This is a genomic window from Limnohabitans sp. TEGF005 (assembly GCF_055394835.1).
The window spans coordinates 1,239,282-1,259,862 of the sequence record NZ_AP029226.1 but is presented as its reverse complement, the minus strand read 5'-3'; the positions used below and the strand labels follow the sequence as shown (position 1 = coordinate 1,259,862).

19 protein-coding genes are annotated in these 20,581 nt (G+C 60.9%); 13 read left to right on the top strand and 6 right to left on the bottom strand.

Annotated features, from left to right (window positions below):
- Positions 1 to 24: 24 nt before the first annotated feature.
- On the bottom strand, positions 25 to 4,047 hold the full coding sequence (gene purL, locus ACZ5RG_RS06050) for a phosphoribosylformylglycinamidine synthase (RefSeq protein ID WP_464448028.1): 4,023 nt from the start codon (positions 4,045 to 4,047) through the stop codon (positions 25 to 27).
- Positions 4,048 to 4,245: 198 nt separating this feature from the next.
- Here purL and ACZ5RG_RS06045 point away from each other — a divergent pair, with 198 nt between their 5' ends.
- From ACZ5RG_RS06045 to ACZ5RG_RS06030, 4 genes are read left to right on the top strand one after another with little or no spacing between them, the layout of a single operon-like run.
- Positions 4,246 to 4,506, top strand: a complete 261-nt coding sequence (locus ACZ5RG_RS06045) for a CopG family ribbon-helix-helix protein (protein ID WP_464448027.1) — start codon at positions 4,246 to 4,248, stop codon at positions 4,504 to 4,506.
- Positions 4,499 to 4,768, top strand: coding sequence for a type II toxin-antitoxin system RelE/ParE family toxin (locus ACZ5RG_RS06040; RefSeq protein WP_315235418.1), 270 nt, complete (start codon positions 4,499 to 4,501; stop codon positions 4,766 to 4,768). Before ACZ5RG_RS06045 ends, ACZ5RG_RS06040 begins: the two co-directional genes overlap by 8 nt.
- Before the next feature lie 51 nt (positions 4,769 to 4,819).
- Positions 4,820 to 5,635 (top strand): type I methionyl aminopeptidase, encoded by an 816-nt coding sequence (map, locus tag ACZ5RG_RS06035; protein ID WP_298599147.1) that lies wholly within the window; start codon positions 4,820 to 4,822, stop codon positions 5,633 to 5,635.
- Between the two features lies 1 nt (position 5,636).
- Positions 5,637 to 8,285, top strand: coding sequence for a [protein-PII] uridylyltransferase (locus tag ACZ5RG_RS06030; RefSeq protein WP_298599149.1), 2,649 nt, complete (start codon positions 5,637 to 5,639; stop codon positions 8,283 to 8,285).
- 6 nt (positions 8,286 to 8,291) lie between these two features.
- On the opposite strand, the gene ACZ5RG_RS06025 is transcribed toward ACZ5RG_RS06030, so the two are convergent.
- Positions 8,292 to 9,008, bottom strand: a complete 717-nt coding sequence (locus tag ACZ5RG_RS06025; RefSeq protein ID WP_464448026.1) for a GntR family transcriptional regulator — start codon at positions 9,006 to 9,008, stop codon at positions 8,292 to 8,294.
- A gap of 89 nt (positions 9,009 to 9,097) precedes the next feature.
- Here ACZ5RG_RS06025 and ACZ5RG_RS06020 point away from each other — a divergent pair, with 89 nt between their 5' ends.
- From ACZ5RG_RS06020 to ACZ5RG_RS06005, 4 genes are read left to right on the top strand one after another with little or no spacing between them, the layout of a single operon-like run.
- Positions 9,098 to 10,255 (top strand): LLM class flavin-dependent oxidoreductase, encoded by a 1,158-nt coding sequence (locus tag ACZ5RG_RS06020; RefSeq protein ID WP_464448025.1) that lies wholly within the window; start codon positions 9,098 to 9,100, stop codon positions 10,253 to 10,255.
- Positions 10,252 to 11,178: an aldo/keto reductase gene (locus ACZ5RG_RS06015; protein WP_464448024.1), complete on the top strand. Its 927-nt coding sequence runs from the start codon at positions 10,252 to 10,254 to the stop codon at positions 11,176 to 11,178. The genes ACZ5RG_RS06020 and ACZ5RG_RS06015 overlap by 4 nt, the downstream gene beginning before the upstream one ends.
- A gap of 11 nt (positions 11,179 to 11,189) precedes the next feature.
- Complete coding sequence (locus ACZ5RG_RS06010; RefSeq protein WP_312260119.1) at positions 11,190 to 11,723, top strand: flavin reductase family protein; 534 nt, start codon at positions 11,190 to 11,192, stop codon at positions 11,721 to 11,723.
- The gene (locus ACZ5RG_RS06005) at positions 11,720 to 12,499 is read left to right on the top strand and encodes a sulfite exporter TauE/SafE family protein (RefSeq protein WP_312260118.1); all 780 of its coding nucleotides are present in this window, start codon (positions 11,720 to 11,722) and stop codon (positions 12,497 to 12,499) included. Before ACZ5RG_RS06010 ends, ACZ5RG_RS06005 begins: the two co-directional genes overlap by 4 nt.
- 14 nt (positions 12,500 to 12,513) lie before the next feature.
- Here ACZ5RG_RS06005 and ACZ5RG_RS06000 read toward each other — a convergent pair whose 3' ends face one another.
- On the bottom strand, positions 12,514 to 14,907 hold the full coding sequence (locus ACZ5RG_RS06000) for a YgiQ family radical SAM protein (RefSeq protein ID WP_464448023.1): 2,394 nt from the start codon (positions 14,905 to 14,907) through the stop codon (positions 12,514 to 12,516).
- 154 nt (positions 14,908 to 15,061) lie between these two features.
- On the opposite strand from ACZ5RG_RS06000, the gene ACZ5RG_RS05995 reads away from it, so the two are divergent.
- Genes ACZ5RG_RS05995 through ACZ5RG_RS05985 form a run of 3 tightly spaced genes read left to right on the top strand, consistent with a single transcriptional unit; the run spans position 15,062 to position 16,879 of the window.
- Complete coding sequence (locus ACZ5RG_RS05995; RefSeq protein ID WP_464448022.1) at positions 15,062 to 15,661, top strand: IMPACT family protein; 600 nt, start codon at positions 15,062 to 15,064, stop codon at positions 15,659 to 15,661.
- Positions 15,662 to 15,674: 13 nt separating this feature from the next.
- Positions 15,675 to 16,280 carry a chromate transporter gene (locus ACZ5RG_RS05990; RefSeq protein ID WP_298601315.1) on the top strand — a complete coding sequence of 202 codons (606 nt, stop codon included), beginning with the start codon at positions 15,675 to 15,677 and terminating at the stop codon, positions 16,278 to 16,280.
- Positions 16,277 to 16,879 (top strand): chromate transporter, encoded by a 603-nt coding sequence (locus ACZ5RG_RS05985; RefSeq protein ID WP_298601312.1) that lies wholly within the window; start codon positions 16,277 to 16,279, stop codon positions 16,877 to 16,879. The genes ACZ5RG_RS05990 and ACZ5RG_RS05985 overlap by 4 nt, the downstream gene beginning before the upstream one ends.
- Positions 16,880 to 16,895: 16 nt before the next feature.
- Here the strand turns inward: ACZ5RG_RS05985 and ACZ5RG_RS05980 are convergent, their stop codons facing one another.
- From ACZ5RG_RS05980 to ACZ5RG_RS05970, 3 genes are all read right to left on the bottom strand, one after another.
- The gene (locus ACZ5RG_RS05980; RefSeq protein ID WP_298601309.1) at positions 16,896 to 17,246 is read right to left on the bottom strand and encodes a hypothetical protein; all 351 of its coding nucleotides are present in this window, start codon (positions 17,244 to 17,246) and stop codon (positions 16,896 to 16,898) included.
- Positions 17,247 to 17,353: 107 nt separating this feature from the next.
- Positions 17,354 to 18,088 (bottom strand): 23S rRNA (guanosine(2251)-2'-O)-methyltransferase RlmB, encoded by a 735-nt coding sequence (rlmB, locus tag ACZ5RG_RS05975; RefSeq protein WP_298601306.1) that lies wholly within the window; start codon positions 18,086 to 18,088, stop codon positions 17,354 to 17,356.
- 60 nt (positions 18,089 to 18,148) lie between these two features.
- Positions 18,149 to 18,838: an ABC transporter ATP-binding protein gene (locus ACZ5RG_RS05970; protein WP_464448021.1), complete on the bottom strand. Its 690-nt coding sequence runs from the start codon at positions 18,836 to 18,838 to the stop codon at positions 18,149 to 18,151.
- Here ACZ5RG_RS05970 and ACZ5RG_RS05965 point away from each other — a divergent pair.
- Positions 18,837 to 19,487, top strand: coding sequence for an arylesterase (locus ACZ5RG_RS05965; RefSeq protein ID WP_464448020.1), 651 nt, complete (start codon positions 18,837 to 18,839; stop codon positions 19,485 to 19,487). The genes ACZ5RG_RS05970 and ACZ5RG_RS05965 overlap by 2 nt on opposite strands.
- Positions 19,484 to 20,557 carry a tRNA 2-selenouridine(34) synthase MnmH gene (gene mnmH, locus ACZ5RG_RS05960; protein ID WP_464448019.1) on the top strand — a complete coding sequence of 358 codons (1,074 nt, stop codon included), beginning with the start codon at positions 19,484 to 19,486 and terminating at the stop codon, positions 20,555 to 20,557. Before ACZ5RG_RS05965 ends, mnmH begins: the two co-directional genes overlap by 4 nt.
- Positions 20,558 to 20,581: the final 24 nt, after the last annotated feature.

Below are 20,581 nucleotides of genomic sequence, written 5' to 3'. Positions count from 1 at the left end.
TGCCCACGCACACGCAGAACATCATCAAGCCACCCATTTGCGGGCGTTTTGCCACACGCGCAGCCAAGGGCTGGCGGCGTCGATGCCGCCTGAGCGGCCCAGATCGGTCCAGCTCATTTGCACGTTGCGGAACACGCGCTCGGGGTGCGGCATCATGGCCGTGAAGCGCCCGTCTGCCGTGGTCACCGCCGTCAAACCACCCGCGCTGCCGTTGGGGTTGAAGGGGTACTGTTCGGTGGCTTGGCCGTGGTTGTCGACAAAGCGCATCGCGCCAATGGCTTGGCCCGCATCGCCCCGGTGCTTGAAGTTGGCATAGCCCTCACCGTGCGCCACGGCAATCGGCAAGCGGCTGCCCGCCATGCCTTGCAAGAACAAGCTGGGCGATTCGAGCACCTCGACCATGGACAGGCGGGCTTCAAAACGCTCGCTCTGGTTGGTGGTGAAACGCGGCCAAGCCCCGGCGCCAGGAATGATGTCGGCCAGCTCGGCAAACATTTGGCAGCCGTTGCACACGCCCAAACCAAAGGTGTCGCTGCGGCCAAAAAAGCCCTTGAACTGTTCGGCCAGCTGCGGGTTGAAGGTGATGCTGCGTGCCCAGCCAATGCCTGCGCCCAAGGTGTCGCCATAGCTGAAGCCGCCGCAAGCGACCAAGCCCTTGAAGTCGGTCAAGTGGGCGCGGCCTGTTTGCAGGTCGGTCATGTGCACGTCGTGCGACTCGAAGCCCGCTTGGTGGAAGGCATAGGCCATCTCCACATGCGAGTTGACGCCTTGCTCGCGCAAGATGGCCACTTTGGGGCGGGACAGGTTCAGATAAGGCGCGGCCACGTTGACCGCTGGGTCAAAGCTCAGCGCCACGTGCATGCCGGGGTCGTCAGCGCGCCCTGCGGCAGCGTGCTCGGCGTCGGCGCAAGCGGGGTTGTCGCGCTGCTGGCAAATCTTCCAGCTCACGCTGTCCCAGACTTGGTGCAGGTCTTCGAGCTTGGCGGCAAACACCTCTTTGGTGTCACGCCAAATGCTCAGTTCACCCACGCCTTTGCGGATCGTGGATTGGCTTGGACGGGTCTTGCCAATGACGTGCGTGTGTTTGGACAGGCCGTGTTCGCGCAAGGTTTGCAGCACCGCGTTGCGGTCTGCGGTGCGCACCTGGATCACCACGCCCAGCTCTTCGTTGAACAGGGCTTTGAGCGTGAGTTCTTCGCGGCGGGCGCTGACTTGGCCCGCCCAATTTTTGGCGTCGCCATGGTCGGCGCGGCTGTCGCTGATGCCGTCGCCTTCGGTCACCAGCATGTCCACATTCAGCGCCACACCCACATGGCCGGCAAATGCCATTTCGGCCACAGCGGCCAGCAAGCCGCCGTCGCTGCGGTCGTGGTAGGCCAAGATCTGGCCTTGCGCACGCAGGGCATTGATGGCCTTGACCAAATTCACCAAGGCTTGCGGGTCTTCCAAGTCGGGCACGCTGTCACCAAACTGGTCAAGCACTTGGCCCAGCACGCTACCGCCCATGCGGTTACGGCCTTGGCCCAGGTCGATCAAGAGCAAGCTGGTGTCATCGGTTTGCGCGTCCAGCTGCGGCGTCAAAGTGCCGCGCACATCGGGCAAGCTGGCAAAGGCGGTGATGATCAAACTCACGGGCGAAGTGACTTTGTGTGTCTGACCCTTGTCGGTCCACTGTGTGCGCATCGACAAGCTGTCTTTGCCCACCGGGATCGAGATGTCGAGCGCCGGGCACAGTTCCATGCCCACGGCCTTGACGGTTTCGTACAGCGCCGCGTCTTCGCCCGGCTCGCCACAGGCGGCCATCCAGTTGGCCGACATCTTGACGCGGGGCAACTCGATCGGGGCAGCCAGCAAATTGGTGATGGCCTCGGCCACGGCCATGCGGCCCGACGCTGCGGCGTTGAGCGAGGCCAGCGGCGTGCGCTCGCCCATGCTCATGGCTTCTCCGGCAAAGCCTTGGTAGTCGGCCAAGGTCACGGCCACGTCGGCCACGGGCACTTGCCAAGGGCCGACCATCTGGTCGCGGTGCGTGAGGCCGCCCACAGCGCGGTCACCGATGGTGATCAAAAAGCGCTTGGACGCCACGGTGGGGTGGCTCAGCACATCGATCACCGCTTTTTGCAGGCTCACGCCGGTCAAATCCAGGGCGGGCGATTGGCGCGTCAGGGTGGTCACATCGCGGTGCATTTTGGGCGGCTTGCCCAGCAAAACGTCCATCGGCATGTCGACAGGCGATTCACTGCCCTTGTCTTCCAGCACCAGTTGGCGCTCTTCGGTGGCCACGCCGATCACGGCAAACGGACAGCGCTCACGTTCGCAAAAGGCTTTGAACTGGTCCAAAGACGCGGGCGCGATGGCCATCACATAGCGTTCTTGGCTTTCGTTGGACCAAATTTCTTTGGGCGACAGACCGGACTCTTCCAGTTGCACCGCACGCAAGTCAAAACGTGCGCCACGGCCTGCGTCGTTGGTCAGCTCGGGGAAGGCGTTGGACAAACCGCCCGCGCCCACGTCGTGGATGGCCAAAATCGGGTTGGCCGCACCTTGTGCCCAGCAGTGGTTGATGACCTCTTGCGCCCGGCGCTCGATCTCGGGGTTGCCGCGTTGCACCGAGTCAAAGTCGAGGTTGGCGGCGTTGGTGCCGGTGGCCATGGAGCTGGCGGCGCTGCCGCCCATGCCAATGCGCATGCCGGGGCCACCGAGCTGAATCAGCAAACTGCCCGCCGGAAATTCGATCTTTTTTGTTTGTTCAGCATCGATCTGGCCCAGACCGCCCGCGATCATGATGGGCTTGTGATAACCACGCACCACGCCGTCCACGGTTTGCTCGTATTCCCGGAAATAACCCAGCAAATTGGGGCGGCCAAATTCGTTGTTGAAAGCCGCGCCCCCCAAAGGGCCTTCGGTCATGATTTGCAAGGGGCTGGCGATGTGCTCGGGCTTGCCGCCGGGTTGGTCGCTCAAGCCCCCCCACAACTTCGACACGGTAAAACCGCTCAAACCCGCCTTGGGCTTGGAGCCGCGACCGGTGGCGCCTTCGTCGCGGATCTCGCCGCCCGCGCCAGTGGATGCACCGGGGAACGGTGAAATCGCGGTCGGGTGGTTGTGCGTTTCGACCTTCATCAGCACATGGTGCAAGGCGGCCTCGCTCTGGTAAGCAGCGCCCTGCCCATTGCCGTTTGTTGCAGCACGGGCCACAAAGCGCTCAATCGGGTGGCCTTCCATCACCGAGGCGTTGTCGGAATAAGCCACCACCGTGTGCTGGGGGCTGAGCTGCTCGGTGTTGCGGATCATGCCAAACAGGCTCTTGGGCTGGGCCACGCCGTCGATGGTGAACTCGGCGTTGAAAATCTTGTGGCGGCAGTGCTCGCTGTTGGCCTGCGCGAACATCATCAACTCCACATCGGTGGGGTTGCGTTTGAGCCCCGTGAAGGCTTTGACCAGGTAATCGATCTCGTCGTCGGCCAGGGCCAGGCCCCAGGTCTTGTTGGCGTCTTCCAACGCCTTTTTGCCCATTTCGGGGCCACCGCCCAGCACGTCCACGTGCGCCATGGGCGCGGGCTCGAGCGCAGTGAACAAGGCCGCCGCCTCGTCGCGCTTGGGCATGGCCGACTCGGTCATGCGGTCATGCAACACGGCGGCGACTTGGCCCTGTTGCTCAGCGCTCAATTTGGCGGTGCCCAGCAGACCGGACTTCATGGTCAGGCGGTATTCGGTCAGTCGCTCCACGCGGCGCACAGCAAAACCACAGTTGTGCGCGATGTCGGTGGCCTTGGACGCCCAAGGCGACACGGTGCCGATGCGCGGACTGACCACGATCACCGGGCCATCAACGGGGCCTGCATAAGGCTCACCGTAGGTTAAAAGCGCGGACAAGGTTTGCTTTTGGGCATCGGCCAAAGCCTCTTGCGTGGCCACCAAGTGCACAAAACGGGCAGAAATGCCCTGAATTTGCGGCGAAATGTCGGCCAAACGTGGCAAAAGTTGGGCAATGCGAAAGTCGCTGAGGGCGCTGGCGCCTTCGAAAGTCGTGATGTGCAGGGACACGGGGTGGCCTTGTAAAGAGACGGAAAACCGTAGCGCCGGGGCCGCTGACTGGGGCTGACCGGCAAAGGCGTTATTTTAGCGGGGGAAACCCTGATTGGGCGGCCAAAGCAACAGATCAAGAACATGCTTCAAATGCGCTTGACGGCCTATTTTGCATACATACAATGCAATGTATTACAGGCAACACAAAGTAATGCAATGACCACAGTCAACACCAAAGAAGCCGCTACGCGCACCATCAACGTCCGCGTTCCCTCAGGTGTGTACAAACAACTGGAAAGCTTGGCCAAAGCCACCTCGCGCACAAAAAGCTTCGTGGCACTTGAAGCCCTCAGCAGCTACCTCAATGAGCACAGCTGGCAAATCAACGACATTGAAGCGGCCATAGCCGAGGCTGACAACGGCGATTTCGCGACCGAATCGCAAGTCAAGACTGTCTTGGGTCAATACGGTGCTTGATCTGCGCTGGACCCATCGGGCGCTGGATCGGCTCGATGAGATAGCCAGCTTCATCGCCAAGGACAACCCGGCTCGCGCACAAACTTTTGTGACGGAGCTGCGAGACAAATTGGAGATTTTGCGAACGAATCAGTTGGGCCGAGCTGGCCGCGTCTTCGGGACCAAAGAACTGGTTTTGCACAAACACTATTTGGCCGTTTACCGCGTCAAAGGCAAGGAGGTTCAGGTTCTGACCATTTTGCATACCGCGCAAAACCCTTAAGGCACCCCGGTGGGACAAGGGGTGATCAACCCTCTGGGATAATCTCCCCCCATGACCATCACCATCAAAACCGCCGAAGACATCGAAGGCATGCGCCTGGCCTGCCGATTGGCCGCCGAAGTCCTGGATTACATCGAGCCCTTCATCAAACCGGGCATCACCACCAACGAGATCGACAAGCTCTGCCACGACTACATGGTCGATGTGCAAGACTGCATTCCGGCCCCCCTGAACTACGCACCGGGCGGCTACAAGCCCTACCCCAAGTCGATCTGCACCTCGATCAACCACCAGGTCTGCCATGGCATTCCCAACGACAAGCCGCTGAAAAAAGGCGACTCGCTCAACATCGACATCACCACCATCAAAAATGGCTGGCACGGCGACACCAGCCGCATGTTCCATGTGGGCGACGCGTCGATTGCCGCCAAGCGGCTGGCCAGCCTGACCTACGACGCCATGTGGAAAGGCATCGAGCAAGTCAAGCCCGGCGCGCATCTGGGCGACATCGGTCATGCCATTCAAAAATTTGCCGAAGGCCACGGCTTTTCGGTGGTGCGTGAGTTTTGCGGCCACGGCATTGGCAAAGGCTTTCACGAAGAACCACAGGTGCTGCACTACGGCAAGCCCGGCACCTTGGTCGAGTTGGTGCCCGGCATGATTTTCACCATCGAGCCGATGATCAACGCCGGCAAACGCGACATCAAAGAAATGGGCGACGGCTGGACCATCGTGACCAAGGACCACTCGCTGTCAGCCCAGTGGGAGCACACCGTGGTGGTGACCGAAACCGGCTACGAGGTGCTGACCTTGTCGGCTGGCAGCCCAGCGATCCCCGCTTTCATCACCGACAAAGCCGCAGCCTGACATGAACGCGCAGGCACCCTTTGCAGATCTGGCCGATCTGGCCCAGCTGCGCGAGACCTACAAACACGACAAAGCCGTGGTGCTCAACACCCTGGCCAACAGCGGTGCAGTCGCTCGGGGCCTGAAGCAAACCTTGCGGCAACTGTCCATCCTGGCCGATGGGCTGCTGATCCAGCTGTGGCAAAACGCGGGCTTTGCGCCTGAGCTGTGCCTGGTGGCGGTGGGTGGTTTTGGCCGCGCCGAGCTGTTTCCGCACTCCGATGTGGACGTGCTGGTGCTCTTGCCCGATGGCCTGTCGCCAGAAAACTCGCCCGAACTGCAAGGCCAGCTCGAGCGCTTCATTGGCAGCTGCTGGGACACGGGCCTGGAAATCGGCTCCAGCGTGCGCACCTTGAGTGAATGCCTGGCTGAGTCGGCCAAAGACATCACGGTGCAAACCTCTTTGTTGGAGTCGCGTCGCGTGACCGGCAACACCCGGCTGTTCACCGAGTTCCAAAAGCAGTACCAAACCGCCATGGACCCGCAGGCTTTTTGGGTGGCCAAAACGCTGGAGATGCGCCAGCGCCACACCAAGTTCGAAGACACACCCTACGCCTTGGAGCCCAACTGCAAAGAGTCGCCCGGCGGCATGCGCGACTTGCAGGTGATTTTGTGGGTCGCCCGAGCGGCCAATCTGGGCAACAGCTGGGACGAACTGGCCCGCAAAGGCCTGGCAACCCCGCTTGAAGCGCGGCAAATCAAGCGCAACGAAGCCCTGTTGGGCCTCATTCGCGCCCGCTTGCACTTGCAGGCCAAACGGCGCGAAGACCGCTTGGTGTTTGACTTGCAAACCAATGTGGCCGAATCGTTTGGCTACAGCTCAGACGTGACCCCTGAGGGCCGATTGGCCTTGCGGGCCAGTGAAAAGCTGATGCGCCAATACTATTGGGCGGCCAAGGCGGTGACCCAGCTCAACCAGATATTGCTGCTCAACATCGAAGACCGGCTCAAAGCCGATCGGGGCGAATCGGTCAACGACTTCCGACCGCTGAACGAGCGCTTTTTTGAAAAGGCGGGCCTGATCGAAGTGGCCAGCGACGACCTGTATCAAAAGCACCCACACGCCATTTTGGAAACATTCTTGCTGTACCAGGCCACGCCGGGTGTGAAAGGCTTTTCGGCCAGAACCCTGCGCGCGCTGTACAACGTGCGGGCCATCATGAACGGGCGTTTTCGGGCCGACCCGGTCAATCGGCAAACGTTTTTGCAGATCTTGCAACAGCCCCAAGGCATCACGCACGCCATGCGATTGATGAACGAAACCTCGGTGTTGGGGCGCTACCTGTGGGTGTTTCGGCGCATCGTGGGCCAGATGCAGCACGACCTGTTTCATGCCTACACGGTGGACCAGCACATTTTGATGGTGCTGCGCAATGTGCGTCGGTTTTTCATGGCCGAGCACACGCACGAATACCCTTTTTGCTCGCAATTGGCGGGCGGCTGGGACAAGCCCTGGATCTTGTACACCGCCGCTTTGTTCCACGACATTGCCAAAGGCCGAGGCGGCGACCACTCCAAACTGGGCATCGCCGAAGTGCGCACCTTTGCCCGCCAACACAAGCTGGACAAAGACGACGCCCAGCTGATCGAGTTTTTGGTGGGCGAACACCTCACCATGAGCCACGTGGCGCAAAAAGAAGACCTGAGCGACCCCGAAGTCATTGGCCGATTTGCCGCACGCGTGGGCGATGAGCGTCGCCTGACCGCCCTGTATTTGCTGACGGTGGCCGACATCCGAGGCACCAGCCCCAAAGTGTGGAACGCCTGGAAAGGCAAGCTGCTGGAAGACCTGTACAAAGCCACCCTGCGCGTGCTGGGTGGCCGCGCCCCCGACGCCAACGCCGAAGTGGAAGCCCGCAAACGCGACGCCTTGATCGAGCTGGCCCGCCACAGCGAACCCCACGAAGGCCAAAAAGCCCTGTGGGACACCTTGGACGTGGGCTACTTCATGCGCCACGACGCATCTGACATCGCTTGGCACGCCCGGCAGTTGTCGCGCCATGTGGCCAAGCCCGCTGAAGGCCCTGCCAAACCCATCGTGCGGGCGCGCATTTCGCCTGTGGGTGAAGGCCTGCAAGTGCTCGTTTTTACACCCGACCAGCCTGACCTTTTTGCCCGCATTTGCGGCCACTTTGACCAGTCAGGCTTCAGCATTCAAGATGCCCGCATCCACACCACCCGCACGGGCTGGGCGCTGGACACCTTCCAGATCGTCACGCCCATGTTGCCCGAGCACTACCGCGAGCTGCTGAGCATGGTCGAGTCAGGCCTCACGCAAACCCTGGAAAAACAAGGCCCCCTGCCCGCGCCCACCCGTGGGCGGGTGTCGCGGCGGGTCAAGAGCTTCCCGGTCACCCCACGCGTGAGCCTGAAGCCCGACGACAAAGCCCAAAGTTGGTTGCTCAGCATCTCGGCCAGCGACCGCATTGGCTTGCTTTACAGCATCGCCAGCGTGCTGGCCCACCACGGCCTTCACCTTCAATTGGCCAAAATCAGCACCTTGGGCGAACGCGTGGAAGACAGCTTTCTGATCAGCGGCGCCAAGCTTCAGCAAAACAAAGCGCAGATTGAGATCGAGACGGAGTTGCTGGCGGCGCTGCAGCCGGTCTGAGCGGGGTTATTGACTCAGGCGCGAAGAGTACCGGCAGACGGCCGGGTCGAACCAGGTTTTTGAAAACTCGGCGACTTGATTGCCCGACGTCCAGGAAACGCGCTCCACGTAACCAGCGCAGTCACCCGCCAGCAGTCCTATGGGCTGCGCAGCCCAAGCGGGCGCAGGGGCTGCGCTGATCTGGTCTTCTACACGCGCAATCCAGACCCCCAAACGCTGTTGGTAAAACAAATACATCGAGTCTCCCAGCTCGTCGACGCTCAAATCAGGGCAGGCCTTTGCAGAAAACCAGATTTCCTCCAACGCGACAGGCTGCTGACTCAAAAAACGAAGCCTGCGTACGCGCCAGCAAAGTGCACCCACGCTGGCGATGGCAGGAAAGCCGTCCGGGCAAGCCTGCTTGGACACATCCAGAATATGCGCCGTTGGCAGGCCAGGGCCATCAAGCAGTTCCAAGCGAAACAACTCATAAATTTGCTGCTTGCCTTGCACTTGGCGCACATAAGTGCCTGAACCCTGAATGCGTTCGAGCACGCCCTGCTCTTCCAGCAAGGCCAGCGATTTGCGCAAGGTGCCAACGGCGACCGACAAACTCAGAGCCAACTCGGCCTCGGTGGGCAGCCTTTCACCGCCATGCCAATAACCGGCCTTGATTTGACGGGCCAGCAATTCGGCAATTTGCAGGTAAACAGGCAAGGGTTTGGCGGGTCGAGCAGCGTTCATGGTTGACAGTATGACAAACCGGTGGAAACCCGCATACCCAAACCCCTCAATTCATATATGATTCATTTACTTTTAAACAGGAGTCTGACATGAGCATCGTTCCAGTCAAAGGCCAAGACATCCAAGGTGCCGAGGTGGCGTGGTTCGCGCCCCTGTGTTCTGACGATTTTCGCCACCTGGGGGTGCCCGAAGGCGACCTGCGCAGCAACTGGGCCAACACCAGTCGCATCGTGGAGCGGGCCGATGAACTCGGCTTTCGAAACATCCTGTGCCCTTCTTCTTACCAAGTCGGTCAGGACACCTTGACCTTTGCCGCTGCCGTAGCGCACAAAACAAAGCGCATGAACTTGCTCGCTGCCATTCGGTGCGGCGAAGTGCATCCAGCCATGCTGGCACGCACCGTGGCCACGCTGGACCACATTCTTGAGGGGCGCCTCACGCTCAACGTGATTTCGTCCGATTTTCCCGGCCAACAAGAAGACAGTGCCTACCGCTACCGTCGCTCTTGGGAAGTGGTTGAAATCCTCAAGCAAGCCTGGACGCAAGACGAAATCGACTACGACGGCGAGATTTACAAAATCAAGGGCTTGTCAACCGACCCGGTGCGCCCCTACCAGACCAACGGCGGCCCACTGCTTTATTTCGGCGGCTACAGCCCCGACGCACTGGCCTTGTGCGGTGCCCATTGCGACACCTACCTGATGTGGCCTGAGCCCAAAGACATGCTGGCCCAGCGCATGCGCGATGTGCACGCCCAGGCCGAAAAACATGGCCGCTTGCTGGACTACGGCCTGCGCGTCCACATGATCGTGCGCGACACCGAAGCCGAAGCGCGTGAATATGCCGCCGAACTGGTGTCGCAACTCGACGACGAAAAAGGCCGTGAAATCCGCCAGCGGGCCCTCGACGCCAAGAGCCTGGGCGTCTCTCTGCAAAGCGCCAACCGTGATCGCGCAGACGAAGACGGCTATGTCGAACCCCATCTTTGGACGGGCGTAGGCCGTGCCCGCAGTGGCTGCGGCGCTGCTCTGGTGGGCAGCGTCGATCAGGTGCTCAGTGAAATTGAGGCCTACCAAAAAATGGGCATCCGAGCCTTTATCTTTTCGGGTTACCCGCACCTGCAGGAATGCGAAATCTTCGGGGCCAAAGTGCTGCCCCAGATCAAAACAGTTTCCCTCGCCCAAGAATATGGCCGTGTTCCGGCCCAAACACCGCCCACACCATTGGGCACAGGAGTCCGCAAATGAGTTCAAACCACATCGGCCGCATCACGCTGCCCAACGGGCGCAGCCTGAGCCGCATGGCTTATGGCGTGTGGCGTCTGTCCGAGGCTGCAGACCACTCGGTCAACGCCAACCTGGCACGCATTGACGCCTGTCTGGCGCAAGGCATCACCACCTTCGACCATGCCGACATCTACGGCGATTACAGCTGCGAAGAACTGTTCGGGCAGGCCATCAAGGCGCGCCCCAGCCTGAAAGACCAGATCGAGATCGTCACCAAAACCGACATCATGCTGTTGTCCGGCAAATGGCCAGACACCCGTGTCAAGCACTACGACACCAGCCCTGCACATGTCAGGGCCAGCGTCGACCGTTCCCTGTCACGCATTGGCGTGGACGTGATCGACCTGCTGCTGATCCACCGCCCAGACCCGCTGATGGACGCACAAGCCTTGGGCGAATGCCTTGATGGCCTGATCGACAGCGGCAAGCTGCGCGGTGTGGGCGTGTCCAACTTCATGCCCTTTGATGTGGACCTGTTGCAGTCACGCATGAAGCACAAGCTGCAGACCAACCAGCTGGAGCTCAGCCTGTTGAACACCGCCCCCTTCATCAACGGCCAGCTGGCACACGCTCAGCAGCACTGCATGCCCGTGATGGCCTGGTCGCCGCTGGGTGGCGGCCGCCTGCACGCGCAAGCGCACACATCGGGCACCGCAGCAGCCCGACTCGCACCCAAGCTGGCCGCGTTGGCCCAAGCCTCGGGCACCGACACCACGGCAGTGGCCATGGCCTGGCTCATGCACCATCCTGTGCAAGTCTTGCCTGTGATGGGTTCCAACCAGCTGGAACGCATTGCCCAGTTTGCCAACGCAGAGCGTGTGCCCATGGACCGCCAGACCTGGTACGAACTGTACGAGCTCGCCAACGGCCACGAAGTGCCTTAAAGAAAGCCACCATGCGACACATGCACGACGAGTTGTCCAAGCTGCTTGCTCCAGCCGTACCTCAAGATCCTGCCGAATACCGCAAAGCCCTGTCTTGTTTTGCCACCGGCGTCACGGTGGTCACCGCTCACTGGCAAGGCGTGGATTGGGGCATGACCTGCAACTCCTTTGCCTCGGTCTCTCTCGAACCCCGACTGGTCTTGTGGAGCATTCGCAAAGCGGCCAGCAGCCTGGAGGCGTTCACGCAATCGGGGGGCTTCACCGTCAGCGTGTTGTCCAACCAGCAAGAAGCCATCGCACGACAGTTCGCTACCGGCGACATGGCTTCGCGTTTTAGCGGCGTGCAGCTGCAGCGGCAGGTCAGCCAACGGCAACGCCTGACCGATGCCATGGCCTGGTTTGACTGCCAGTTACACCAGCTGGTGGATGCTGGCGACCACCACATTGTGATCGGGCAGGTCCAAGAATTTGGCTGGCATGACGAGGCCCAAGCACTGGGCTTTTGCCGCAGCCGCTTTGGTCAATTCGAGGCACTGTCCGCATGATGCCTTTGTGGCTGATTTTCTTGCTGGTCGGGGCCGCAGGCGGGTTTACAGCGGGACTTTTTGGCGTCGGCGGTGGCTTGGTGATCGTGCCCACGCTCTACTTTTTGTGGCGCGGTGACCCGGTTCTTGGCCCCGAGGTCATGCACTTCGCGGTGGCCACATCATTGGCTTGCATCGTCATCACGTCGGTCACCAGTTCCTGGACACATTGGCGTGCTCGCCGTCTGCAGTTTGATCGCCTGTACTGGCTGGCAGGCTCGGTCAGCCTGGGCTCGGTGTCGGCGGTGTTGCTGGCCAATTGGGTGCCCACCCAATGGCTCAAACTGGGCTTTGGCTTGTTTGCCTTGAGCACCTGCATCACCTTGCTGGGCAAAAAAGCCCAGCAAGCCAGTCAAGCTGCCCCAGCCCGCAACGAACTCTTGGGCGCTGGAACCTTCATTGGTCACGTCTCCACTTTGCTGGGCGTCAGCGGTGGCGCGATGACCGTGCCCTACCTGGTGCTGCGCGGGGTGGACATGCGACAGGCCGTCGTGGTGAGCTCTGCCGTTGCCATCCCCATTTCACTGATCGGCGCCATCGGTTTGGCCATCACCGGCCCACAAACAGCCCAAACTTGGGGTTATGTACACCTGCCCGCATTTGCGGGCATCAGCGCAGTCAGCATGCTATTTGCCAACTGGGGCGCACGCCTGTCACAGCGCATGGACAAACGCAAACTGCAATGGGCGTTTGCCGGTTTTCTGGCATTGGTGGCCGTGCACATGCTGGGCTTTTGAAACGACTCGCTGCCTCAGCCTTTTTTACGCGGCGGCAGCCCCGTGTGTTGCGTGAGCAACTGGCCTTTTTGGGGTTGACCCATGCGCTTGGAGGTCGTTGATAAAGAAACCGACGACTTAGCACCCGCACCCGTGCTGTTTTTGCGCCGGGCGCTTTGGTAGCCCTCTTCGGCCAGCGGCTGCCAGTTCGGAATCAAATGGTGTTTGCCATTACCGATCAAGTCGGAGCGGCCCATGGCTTTGAGGGCTTCGCGCAGCAGAGGCCAGTTGTTGGCGTCGTGGTAGCGCAAAAACGCTTTGTGCAATCGGCGGCGTTTGTCGCCTTTGACCACGTCCACTTTTTCGCTGTCGCGGGTGATTTTGCGCAGCGGGTTGCGGGTGGAGTGGTACATGGCCGTGGCCGTGGCCATGGGGCTGGGGTAGAAGGTCTGCACCTGGTCGGCTCGAAAGCCGTTCTTTTTGAGCCAGATGGCCAGGTTCATCATGTCTTCGTCACTGGTGCCCGGGTGGGCAGCGATGAAGTACGGGATGAGAAACTGCTTTTTACCCGCCTCTTCGCTGTACTTGTCAAACATCGACTTGAAGCGGTCGTAGGTGCCGATGCCCGGCTTCATCATCTTGGACAGCGGGCCGCCTTCGGTGTGCTCGGGCGCAATCTTCAGGTAGCCACCCACATGGTGCTGCACCAGCTCTTTCACGTATTCAGGCGACTGTACGGCCAGGTCGTAGCGCAGGCCAGAGCCGATCAGGATCTTCTTGATGCCCTTGAGGGTGCGAGCCCTGCGGTACATGTTGATCAAGGGGCCGTGGTCGGTCGTCAGGTTCTGGCAGATGCCGGGGAACACGCAGCTCGGTTTGCGGCAAGCTGACTCGATTTCGGGGCTTCGACAGCCCAGTCGGTACATATTGGCCGTGGGGCCACCCAAGTCAGAGATGACGCCGGTGAAGCCCTTGACCTTGTCGCGGATCTCCTCGACCTCGCGAATCACCGACTCTTCGGAGCGGCTTTGGATGATGCGGCCTTCGTGCTCGGTGATCGAGCAAAAGGTGCAGCCGCCAAAGCAGCCGCGCATGATGTTGACACTGAAGCGGATCATCTCCCACGCGGGAATTTTGGTGGCGTGGTCGTGGCTGCCGTTTTCGTCGGCATAGCTCGGGTGCGGGCTGCGGGCATACGGCAGGTCAAACACATGGTCCATCTCGGCGGTGGTCAGCGGGATGGGCGGCGGTGTGATCCACACGTCACGCGCGGTGGTGCCCTCCCCGTGCGCTTGCACCAGGCAGCGGGCATTGCCGGGGTTGGTCTCCAGGTGCAGCACGCGGTTGGCATGGGCATAAAGCACGGCATCTTGCTTGACTTGCTCGTAGCTGGGCAGCCGAATCACGCTTTTGTCACGGGGCGGGACTTTGTGGGTGCCTTTGCCACGCAAGGCAGGGTTGGGCACAAAGTTGAGCGGCTGGATGATGGGTTGGATAGCGGCTTGCACGGTGCGGGCCTGGGCCACAGCGGCGGACAAATCGGCCTCGACGTTTTGTGCGTTGTGGGCATCGGCCACATCCTTGGCTTCTTCCTCACGGGCACAAGTCGCGCCCTGCTCTCGCGCTTGGTCCGAGATCATCAAATACGGATTGATGTGCGCCTCAACGTGTCCGGGCATGTCCACGCTGGTGGAGTCGATCTCGAACCAGCCCAAGGCCGATTCGTCACCTTGGCGGCGCACAAAGGCGGTGCCGCGCACGTCGGTGATTTGCTGCACCGGCTCACGGGCTGCCAGGCGGTGTGCAATCTCGACAATCGCCCGCTCGGCGTTGCCATAAAGTAGCAAGTCGCATTTGCTGTCCACCACCACCGAGCGGCGAACTTTGTCGGACCAATAGTCGTAATGCGCGATGCGGCGCAGGCTGCCCTCAATGCCGCCGAGCACGATGGGGGTGTCCGGGAAGGCCTCGCGGCAGCGCTGGCTGTAAACGATGGCCGCGCGATCAGGCCGCTTGCCACCCATGTCGCCGGGAGTGTAGGCGTCGTCGCTGCGGATTTTGCGGTCCGCCGTGTAGCGGTTGATCATGGAATCCATGTTGCCGCTGGTCACGCCCCAAAACAGATTGGGTTTGCCCAGCGCCTTGAAAGCTTCGGCGCTGGTCCAGTCGGGCTGAGCGATGATGCCGACCCGAAAGCCCTGGTTTTCCAACATGCGGCCGATCACGGCCATGCCAAAGCTGGGGTGGTCCACATAGGCATCACCCGTGACCAGCACGATGTCGCAACTGTCCCAGCCCAGTTGGGTCATTTCGGCCCGGCTCATTGGCAAAAACGGGGCCGTGCCAAAGCGCTGCGCCCAGTACTTGCGGTAACTGGTCAGCGGCTTGGCGTCGCGCGGGAAAAAAGAGACGTCGGTGAAGGCGTTCATGGGCTCAATATCGGGATAACCCGCTAGTGTAGGCGGTTGGGGGTGGGCTTGATAAACCAGCGGGTATTCAGTTCAACAGGATGGGCTGAGCATGCCAGCGCACTATTTTTGCGATTCAGCGACAGGCCAACAGCGCTTGCCGGACAATTGCCCCATGCCGTTTTCCCTCGCCGCGCCAGCCCACCACGAACTGCTCATTAAAAAGAGCCGTTTCATTGCCTGCATCGAGCCCGTTGCAGGGCGCGATGAGGCGCAGGCTCGGGTGGCCCAGCTCAAGGCAGAACACCCTGACGCGGCCCATGTGTGCTGGGCCTTGCTGGCGGGCGGTCAGTCGGCCGCCAACGACGATGGCGAGCCCGGCGGCACAGCAGGCCGCCCCATGCTGGAAGTGCTGAGGCACCAGGAGTTGGAAGGCGTTATGGCCTCGGTGGTGCGCTACTTTGGCGGCGTCAAACTGGGTGCGGGCGGCTTGGTGCGGGCTTACACCGATGCGGTGGCACAAGCGCTGCTGACCGCTGAGAAAATCCCGCTGATCAAGCAAGCACAGCTGGCCTGCAGCGTGCCCTATGCACTCGAAGGTCTGGTACGCCGGGAGGTCGATCTGGCCAAAGCCCAGTTGCAGGAGGTCAAGCACGGCAGCGTGGTGAGCTTGCACTTTGTCCTGCCAGAAACCCAAGCCGCCGCTTTGATGGAGCGCCTGAGTGAAAGCGGGCGGGGCCAATTGGTGTGGCTAGACACTGCGTTGATTGAATGAAAGCACAAGGATAATGCCGGCCATGCCCGAAATCGCCCCTCTGAACAAACCCAGCTCCAAAACCGAGCTTTTTGTGTCGTTCACCCTGCTGGCCCTGCAGGGCTTTGGCGGCGTCCTGGCCGTCGTGCAGCGTGAGTTGGTCGAGAAAAAGCGCTGGATGACCCGTGAGCAATTTGTCGAAGACTGGGCCGTGGCCCAGATCATGCCGGGCCCCAATGTGGTCAATCTTTCGCTGATGATTGGTGGTCGTTATTTTGGTTTGCCCGGCGCTTTGGCCGGTGTAGCGGGCATGCTGGCCGCACCGATGGTGGTGGTTTTGCTGCTGGCCATGGCGTTTGGCGGCGTGTCTGACGAGGCCTGGGCTCAAGGAGCTTTGCGCGGCATGGGTGCGGTGTCTGCCGGATTGATTGCAGCGGTTGGCCTCAAATTGATCAGCGCTCTGCGCGGCAACCCGATGGGCATGCCGGTGTGCATCGCACTGGCAGCGGCCAGCTTTGTCGGCGTGGGCCTGTTGCGCTGGCCTTTGGCCTATGTGTTGCTGGGCACGGGCCTGCTGGCCTGCGGCTGGGCTTACCTGCAACTGGCCAAACAAGCCGTCCATGCCGGAGAAGCGCCATGAACCCCGTGCTTCAATTGTCGGCCCAGGATTGGCTGAGCCTGTTCAACCACTTTGCTTCGCTGTCGCTCTTGGCTGTGGGCGGCGCGATCACCACCGCACCCGACATGCACCGCTATCTGGTGGACGAGACGCAGTGGCTGAGCGACAGCCAGTTCACCTCGTCCATCGCGTTGGCCCAAGCCGCGCCCGGCCCCAACATCTTGTTTGTGGCCTTGATGGGCTGGAACGTGGGGCTGAACGCCGGAGCAGGCTTGGGCGGTGGCTGGATCAGCGCTGGCCTGGCCAGCCTGGGTGTGTTGGTCACCATGCTCGGGATGGTGTTGCCATCCTCGGTGCTGACCTACACGGCCACGCGCTGGGCGCACCAGCACCGAGAAAAACTCGGCATTCGCGCCTTCAAAGTGGGCATGGCCCCCATCGTGATCGCTTTGCTGCTGAGCACCGCTTGGCTTTTGACCATCAGCCACAAGCAGCCCGGCCAGGACTGGCCGCTGTATTTGCTGACTGCGCTGACCACGCTGGTGGTTTGGCGCACGCAAGTTCACATGCTTTGGCTGATTGGTTTAGGGGCTCTGCTGGGAGCACTAGGCTGGGTTTGACCCAGAACTATTTGTCTCAGCGCGGGTTCTCGAAGAACACGGTGTTGGAGAAATCGCTGACCTCAAAATACACCTTCTTCTCGGCGGAGTCGGCAATCATGTTCAGGTTTTCATCGAGCACGCCGTAGCCGTAGCGGTAAGCACGGGGCTTGCCATCGTCAGTGCCCAAGGCGGTGCTGATCTTGTCCACCTTCAAAAAGCGACGAACCACTTTGTCTCCGGCATAGACTTCCAACACACCATTGGTGCCTGTCCAGTTCTGGATGTCACGGCTGATCTTGTTTTGCTGCTCTTGGGTGCAGGCGGCCAGCAAACTGGCGGTGAGGACCAGCGCAGTCAGTGCAATTCGTTTTGTATTTTTGTTCATTGGAAACTCCCTTGTTGATGTATTGCTGTGCTTGTCGGGGCTGAAGCCACCGACCTACAAGATACGCTTATTTGCAGCTTGGATCTTCAGCGCCAAATGGGCGCCATTCAGCTGCGCTGGCGCAGCGCCTCGTACAGGCACACACCGCTGGCCACCGAAACGTTCAGGCTCTCCACCGCCCCGCGCATGGGGATACTGACCAGTTCATCGCAGTTTTTGCGGGTCAGCTGGCGCATGCCATCACCCTCAGCGCCCAACACCAAGGCGGTGGGCACTTTCAAGTCGGCTTGGTAAATGCTGCGTGGCGCGTCGCCGCTGGTGCCGATCACCCAGATGCTGCGCTCTTTGAGTTCGCCCAAAGTGCGTGCCAAGTTGGTGACCATGAAATAAGGCATCGTTTCGGCCGCGCCGCTGGCCACTTTCGCCACAGTGGCGTTGATGCCTGCAGCGTGGTCTTTGGGGGCGATCACCGCGTGTGCGCCAGCACCGTCGGCCACGCGCAAACAGGCGCCCAGGTTGTGAGGGTCGGTCACGCCGTCCAGCACCAACAGCAAAGGCGGGCCTTCGACGGTGTCGAGCAAATCGTCGAGCGAATGGTTTTGGGGAATGGGCGCGACCATGGCCACCACGCCCTGATGACCATGACCACCGGCCAACTTGGCCAGTCGCTCGCCATCGGACTCGATCATGCGCATGCCCGAATCGCGGGCCTTGTCGATGAACTGCCGCATGCGGGCATCGCGGCGGGTGACCTCGTAATGGATTTCAACAATGGATTGGGGGGCGATCTTGAGGCGAACGCCCACGGCATGAAAGCCGAACAGCACTTTATGGGTAGACATGCCAGGATTATCGTTGCTCAGCCACCCGGCATGGCCGCTGGCAGCAAACCGGCACGGGCATTAAGTCTGCGAGACCGTCGATTCAGACAGACGCCCGGCCTGGATCACCAGGCTGCGTTCACAGCGTGCGGCCAACTGGCGGTCGTGCGTGACCAACACCAAGGTCGTGCCTTGCTCGCGGTTGAGTGCAAACATCAAATCCATGATGGCCTCGCCCGTGGCATGGTCCAAGCTGCCCGTGGGCTCGTCGGCCAACAGCAAGTCGGGTTGCACCACAAAAGCGCGGGCCAAAGCCACGCGCTGCTGTTCGCCGCCTGACAGCACTTTGGGCAGGTGCTTGAGGCGCTCGCCCAAACCCACGCGTTGCAGCATGGCCGTGGCGGTGCTGCGGGCATCGGGCCGGTCGGCCAGCTCCAGCGGGAGCATGACGTTTTCTAGCGCCGTGAGGTTGGGCATGAGTTGAAAGCTCTGGAAGACAAAACCCACATGCTGCGCGCGCACCGCCGCCCGTTCGTCCTCGGACAATTCAAACAGCGATTGGCCTGCCAACACCACTTGCCCGGCGGTGGGCGTGTCCAGCCCCGCCAAAATGGCCAGCAAGGTGCTTTTCCCAGAGCCTGAAGCACCGACAATAGAGGCTGTTTCGCCCGCGTTCAAAGAGAAATCGATATCGCGCAAAATAGCCAGCTGACCGCTGGCATCCTGCACACTTTTCGAGACGCCACGCACGGCAATGATGGATTCAGGCATGCACAAACCTTTGTTGAGACGACGCCACTTTAACTGCACCCTGCTGGCCCTTGCCAGCTGGGGCTTTGTCGCGTCCGCGCAAGCTGCACCCGCACAACGCATTTTGGTGGTGGGCGACTCGCTGAGTGCCGAATACGGCCTGCCCCGTGGCACGGGCTGGGTGGCCTTGCTGCAAAAACAACTGGCCCAAGACAAGCCTGGCGTTGAAGTGGTCAACGCCAGCATCAGTGGCGAAACCACCTCGGGTGGCCGCTCGCGCATGGCGGCCCTGCTGCAAAAGCACCAACCCAGCCATGTGGTGATCGAGTTGGGTGGCAATGACGCTTTGCGCGGCCTGCCCCTGAAAATGACCCAAGACAATCTGCAAGCCATGACAGGCCAGGCACAAGCTGCGGGCGCTAAGGTCACGCTGCTGGGCATGCAAATGCCCCCCAACTACGGCCCCGACATGGCACGCCAATTTGAAGCCGCTTATGCCCAAGTGGCCAAAAGCCAAAAAGCGGCACTGGTGCCCTTCTTTTTGAAAGGCATCGGCGATGACCCCGAGCCGCTCAAGTGGTTCCAGGCCGACCGCATCCACCCCAACGAAGCCGCGCAGCCGCGCATGCTGGCCAATGTCTGGCCTACTTTGAAGAAACAACTGAAATGAGCGTTCACCTGATATCGGCCTTTGATGCCATGGCCAAACTGAACCAGTTTGACGCCATCCTGGACGCACGATCTGAAGGCGAACACGCCGAAGACCACCTGCCGGGCGCACTGAGCTGGCCTTCGCTCAACAACGAAGAACGCATCCGCGTGGGCACGCTGTACAAACAGGTCAACCCGTTTGAAGCCCAAAAGGTCGGTGCCGCGCTGGTGGCCAAAAACATCGCCCGCCACATCGAAGCGCATGTGATGGACAAGCCCCGCAGCTGGCAACCGCTGGTGTATTGCTGGCGTGGCGGCAAACGCAGCAACTCATTGGCGCTGATCCTGGGGCAAATTGGCTTCAAGGTGCACTTGATCGAAGGCGGCTACAAAGCGTTTCGCAAAGAGGTCATGGAAGACACGCCACGCCAAGCGCAGCGCTTGCAGTTTCAGGTGCTGTGCGGGCCCACGGGCTCGGGCAAGACCCGCTTGCTGCAGGCTTTGGCCCAACAAGGCGCACAAGTGCTGGACCTGGAGGCCATTGCCTGCCACCGCAGCTCGGTGTTGGGGCTGATCCCCGGCACGCCGCAACCCACTCAAAAAGCCTTTGACACGCAAGTCTGGGATGCGCTGCGCGGTTTCAGTGCAGACCGCCCGGTGTTTGTGGAAGCAGAAAGCAAAAAGGTGGGCAACCTGACAGTGCCCGCCGAGCTGATGGTGGCCATGCGGGCCAGCCCTTGCCTGCGGGTGGATTTGTCGCTGGACAATCGGGTGAATCTGTTGCTGGAGGACTATGCGTTTTTCACGCAAGACCGCGCCTTGTTTGCCGACCGGCTGGAGCGCTTAACGGCCCTGCGCGGCAAAGCCGTGGTGCAAGGCTGGCAAGAAAGAATCGAGCGGGGAGAAATGCGCGAAGTGGTGACCGAATTGCTGTCAGGCCACTACGACCCAGGTTATGAAACCTCGACGGGGAATAACTTTGTGCATTACGCCAAAGCCCCCTTGATCGCGCCTGCCAGCCACAGCATGGCCGACATGCTGACACTGGCCCATGAACTGGTGAAAGTGCCGACTGAAAGCGGTCAATGAGCTTTCAGTGAGCGATCGCCGCAA

Bases quoted from the DNA above. Each gene is read 5' to 3' on its own strand.
- ACZ5RG_RS06045 (WP_464448027.1), top strand. From the start codon at position 4,246: ATGACCACAGTCAACACCAAAGAAGCCGCTACGCGCACCATCAACGTC.
- map (WP_298599147.1), top strand. From the start codon at position 4,820: ATGACCATCACCATCAAAACCGCCGAAGACATCGAAGGCATGCGCCTG.
- ACZ5RG_RS06030 (WP_298599149.1), top strand. From the start codon at position 5,637: ATGAACGCGCAGGCACCCTTTGCAGATCTGGCCGATCTGGCCCAGCTG.
- ACZ5RG_RS06025 (WP_464448026.1), bottom strand. From the start codon at position 9,008: ATGAACGCTGCTCGACCCGCCAAACCCTTGCCTGTTTACCTGCAAATT.
- ACZ5RG_RS06020 (WP_464448025.1), top strand. From the start codon at position 9,098: ATGAGCATCGTTCCAGTCAAAGGCCAAGACATCCAAGGTGCCGAGGTG.
- ACZ5RG_RS06015 (WP_464448024.1), top strand. From the start codon at position 10,252: ATGAGTTCAAACCACATCGGCCGCATCACGCTGCCCAACGGGCGCAGC.
- ACZ5RG_RS06010 (WP_312260119.1), top strand. From the start codon at position 11,190: ATGCGACACATGCACGACGAGTTGTCCAAGCTGCTTGCTCCAGCCGTA.
- ACZ5RG_RS06005 (WP_312260118.1), top strand. From the start codon at position 11,720: ATGATGCCTTTGTGGCTGATTTTCTTGCTGGTCGGGGCCGCAGGCGGG.
- ACZ5RG_RS06000 (WP_464448023.1), bottom strand. From the start codon at position 14,907: ATGAACGCCTTCACCGACGTCTCTTTTTTCCCGCGCGACGCCAAGCCG.
- ACZ5RG_RS05995 (WP_464448022.1), top strand. From the start codon at position 15,062: ATGCCGTTTTCCCTCGCCGCGCCAGCCCACCACGAACTGCTCATTAAA.
- ACZ5RG_RS05990 (WP_298601315.1), top strand. From the start codon at position 15,675: ATGCCGGCCATGCCCGAAATCGCCCCTCTGAACAAACCCAGCTCCAAA.
- ACZ5RG_RS05985 (WP_298601312.1), top strand. From the start codon at position 16,277: ATGAACCCCGTGCTTCAATTGTCGGCCCAGGATTGGCTGAGCCTGTTC.
- ACZ5RG_RS05980 (WP_298601309.1), bottom strand. From the start codon at position 17,246: ATGAACAAAAATACAAAACGAATTGCACTGACTGCGCTGGTCCTCACC.
- rlmB (WP_298601306.1), bottom strand. From the start codon at position 18,088: ATGTCTACCCATAAAGTGCTGTTCGGCTTTCATGCCGTGGGCGTTCGC.
- ACZ5RG_RS05965 (WP_464448020.1), top strand. From the start codon at position 18,837: ATGCACAAACCTTTGTTGAGACGACGCCACTTTAACTGCACCCTGCTG.
- ACZ5RG_RS05970 (WP_464448021.1), bottom strand. From the start codon at position 18,838: ATGCCTGAATCCATCATTGCCGTGCGTGGCGTCTCGAAAAGTGTGCAG.
- mnmH (WP_464448019.1), top strand. From the start codon at position 19,484: ATGAGCGTTCACCTGATATCGGCCTTTGATGCCATGGCCAAACTGAAC.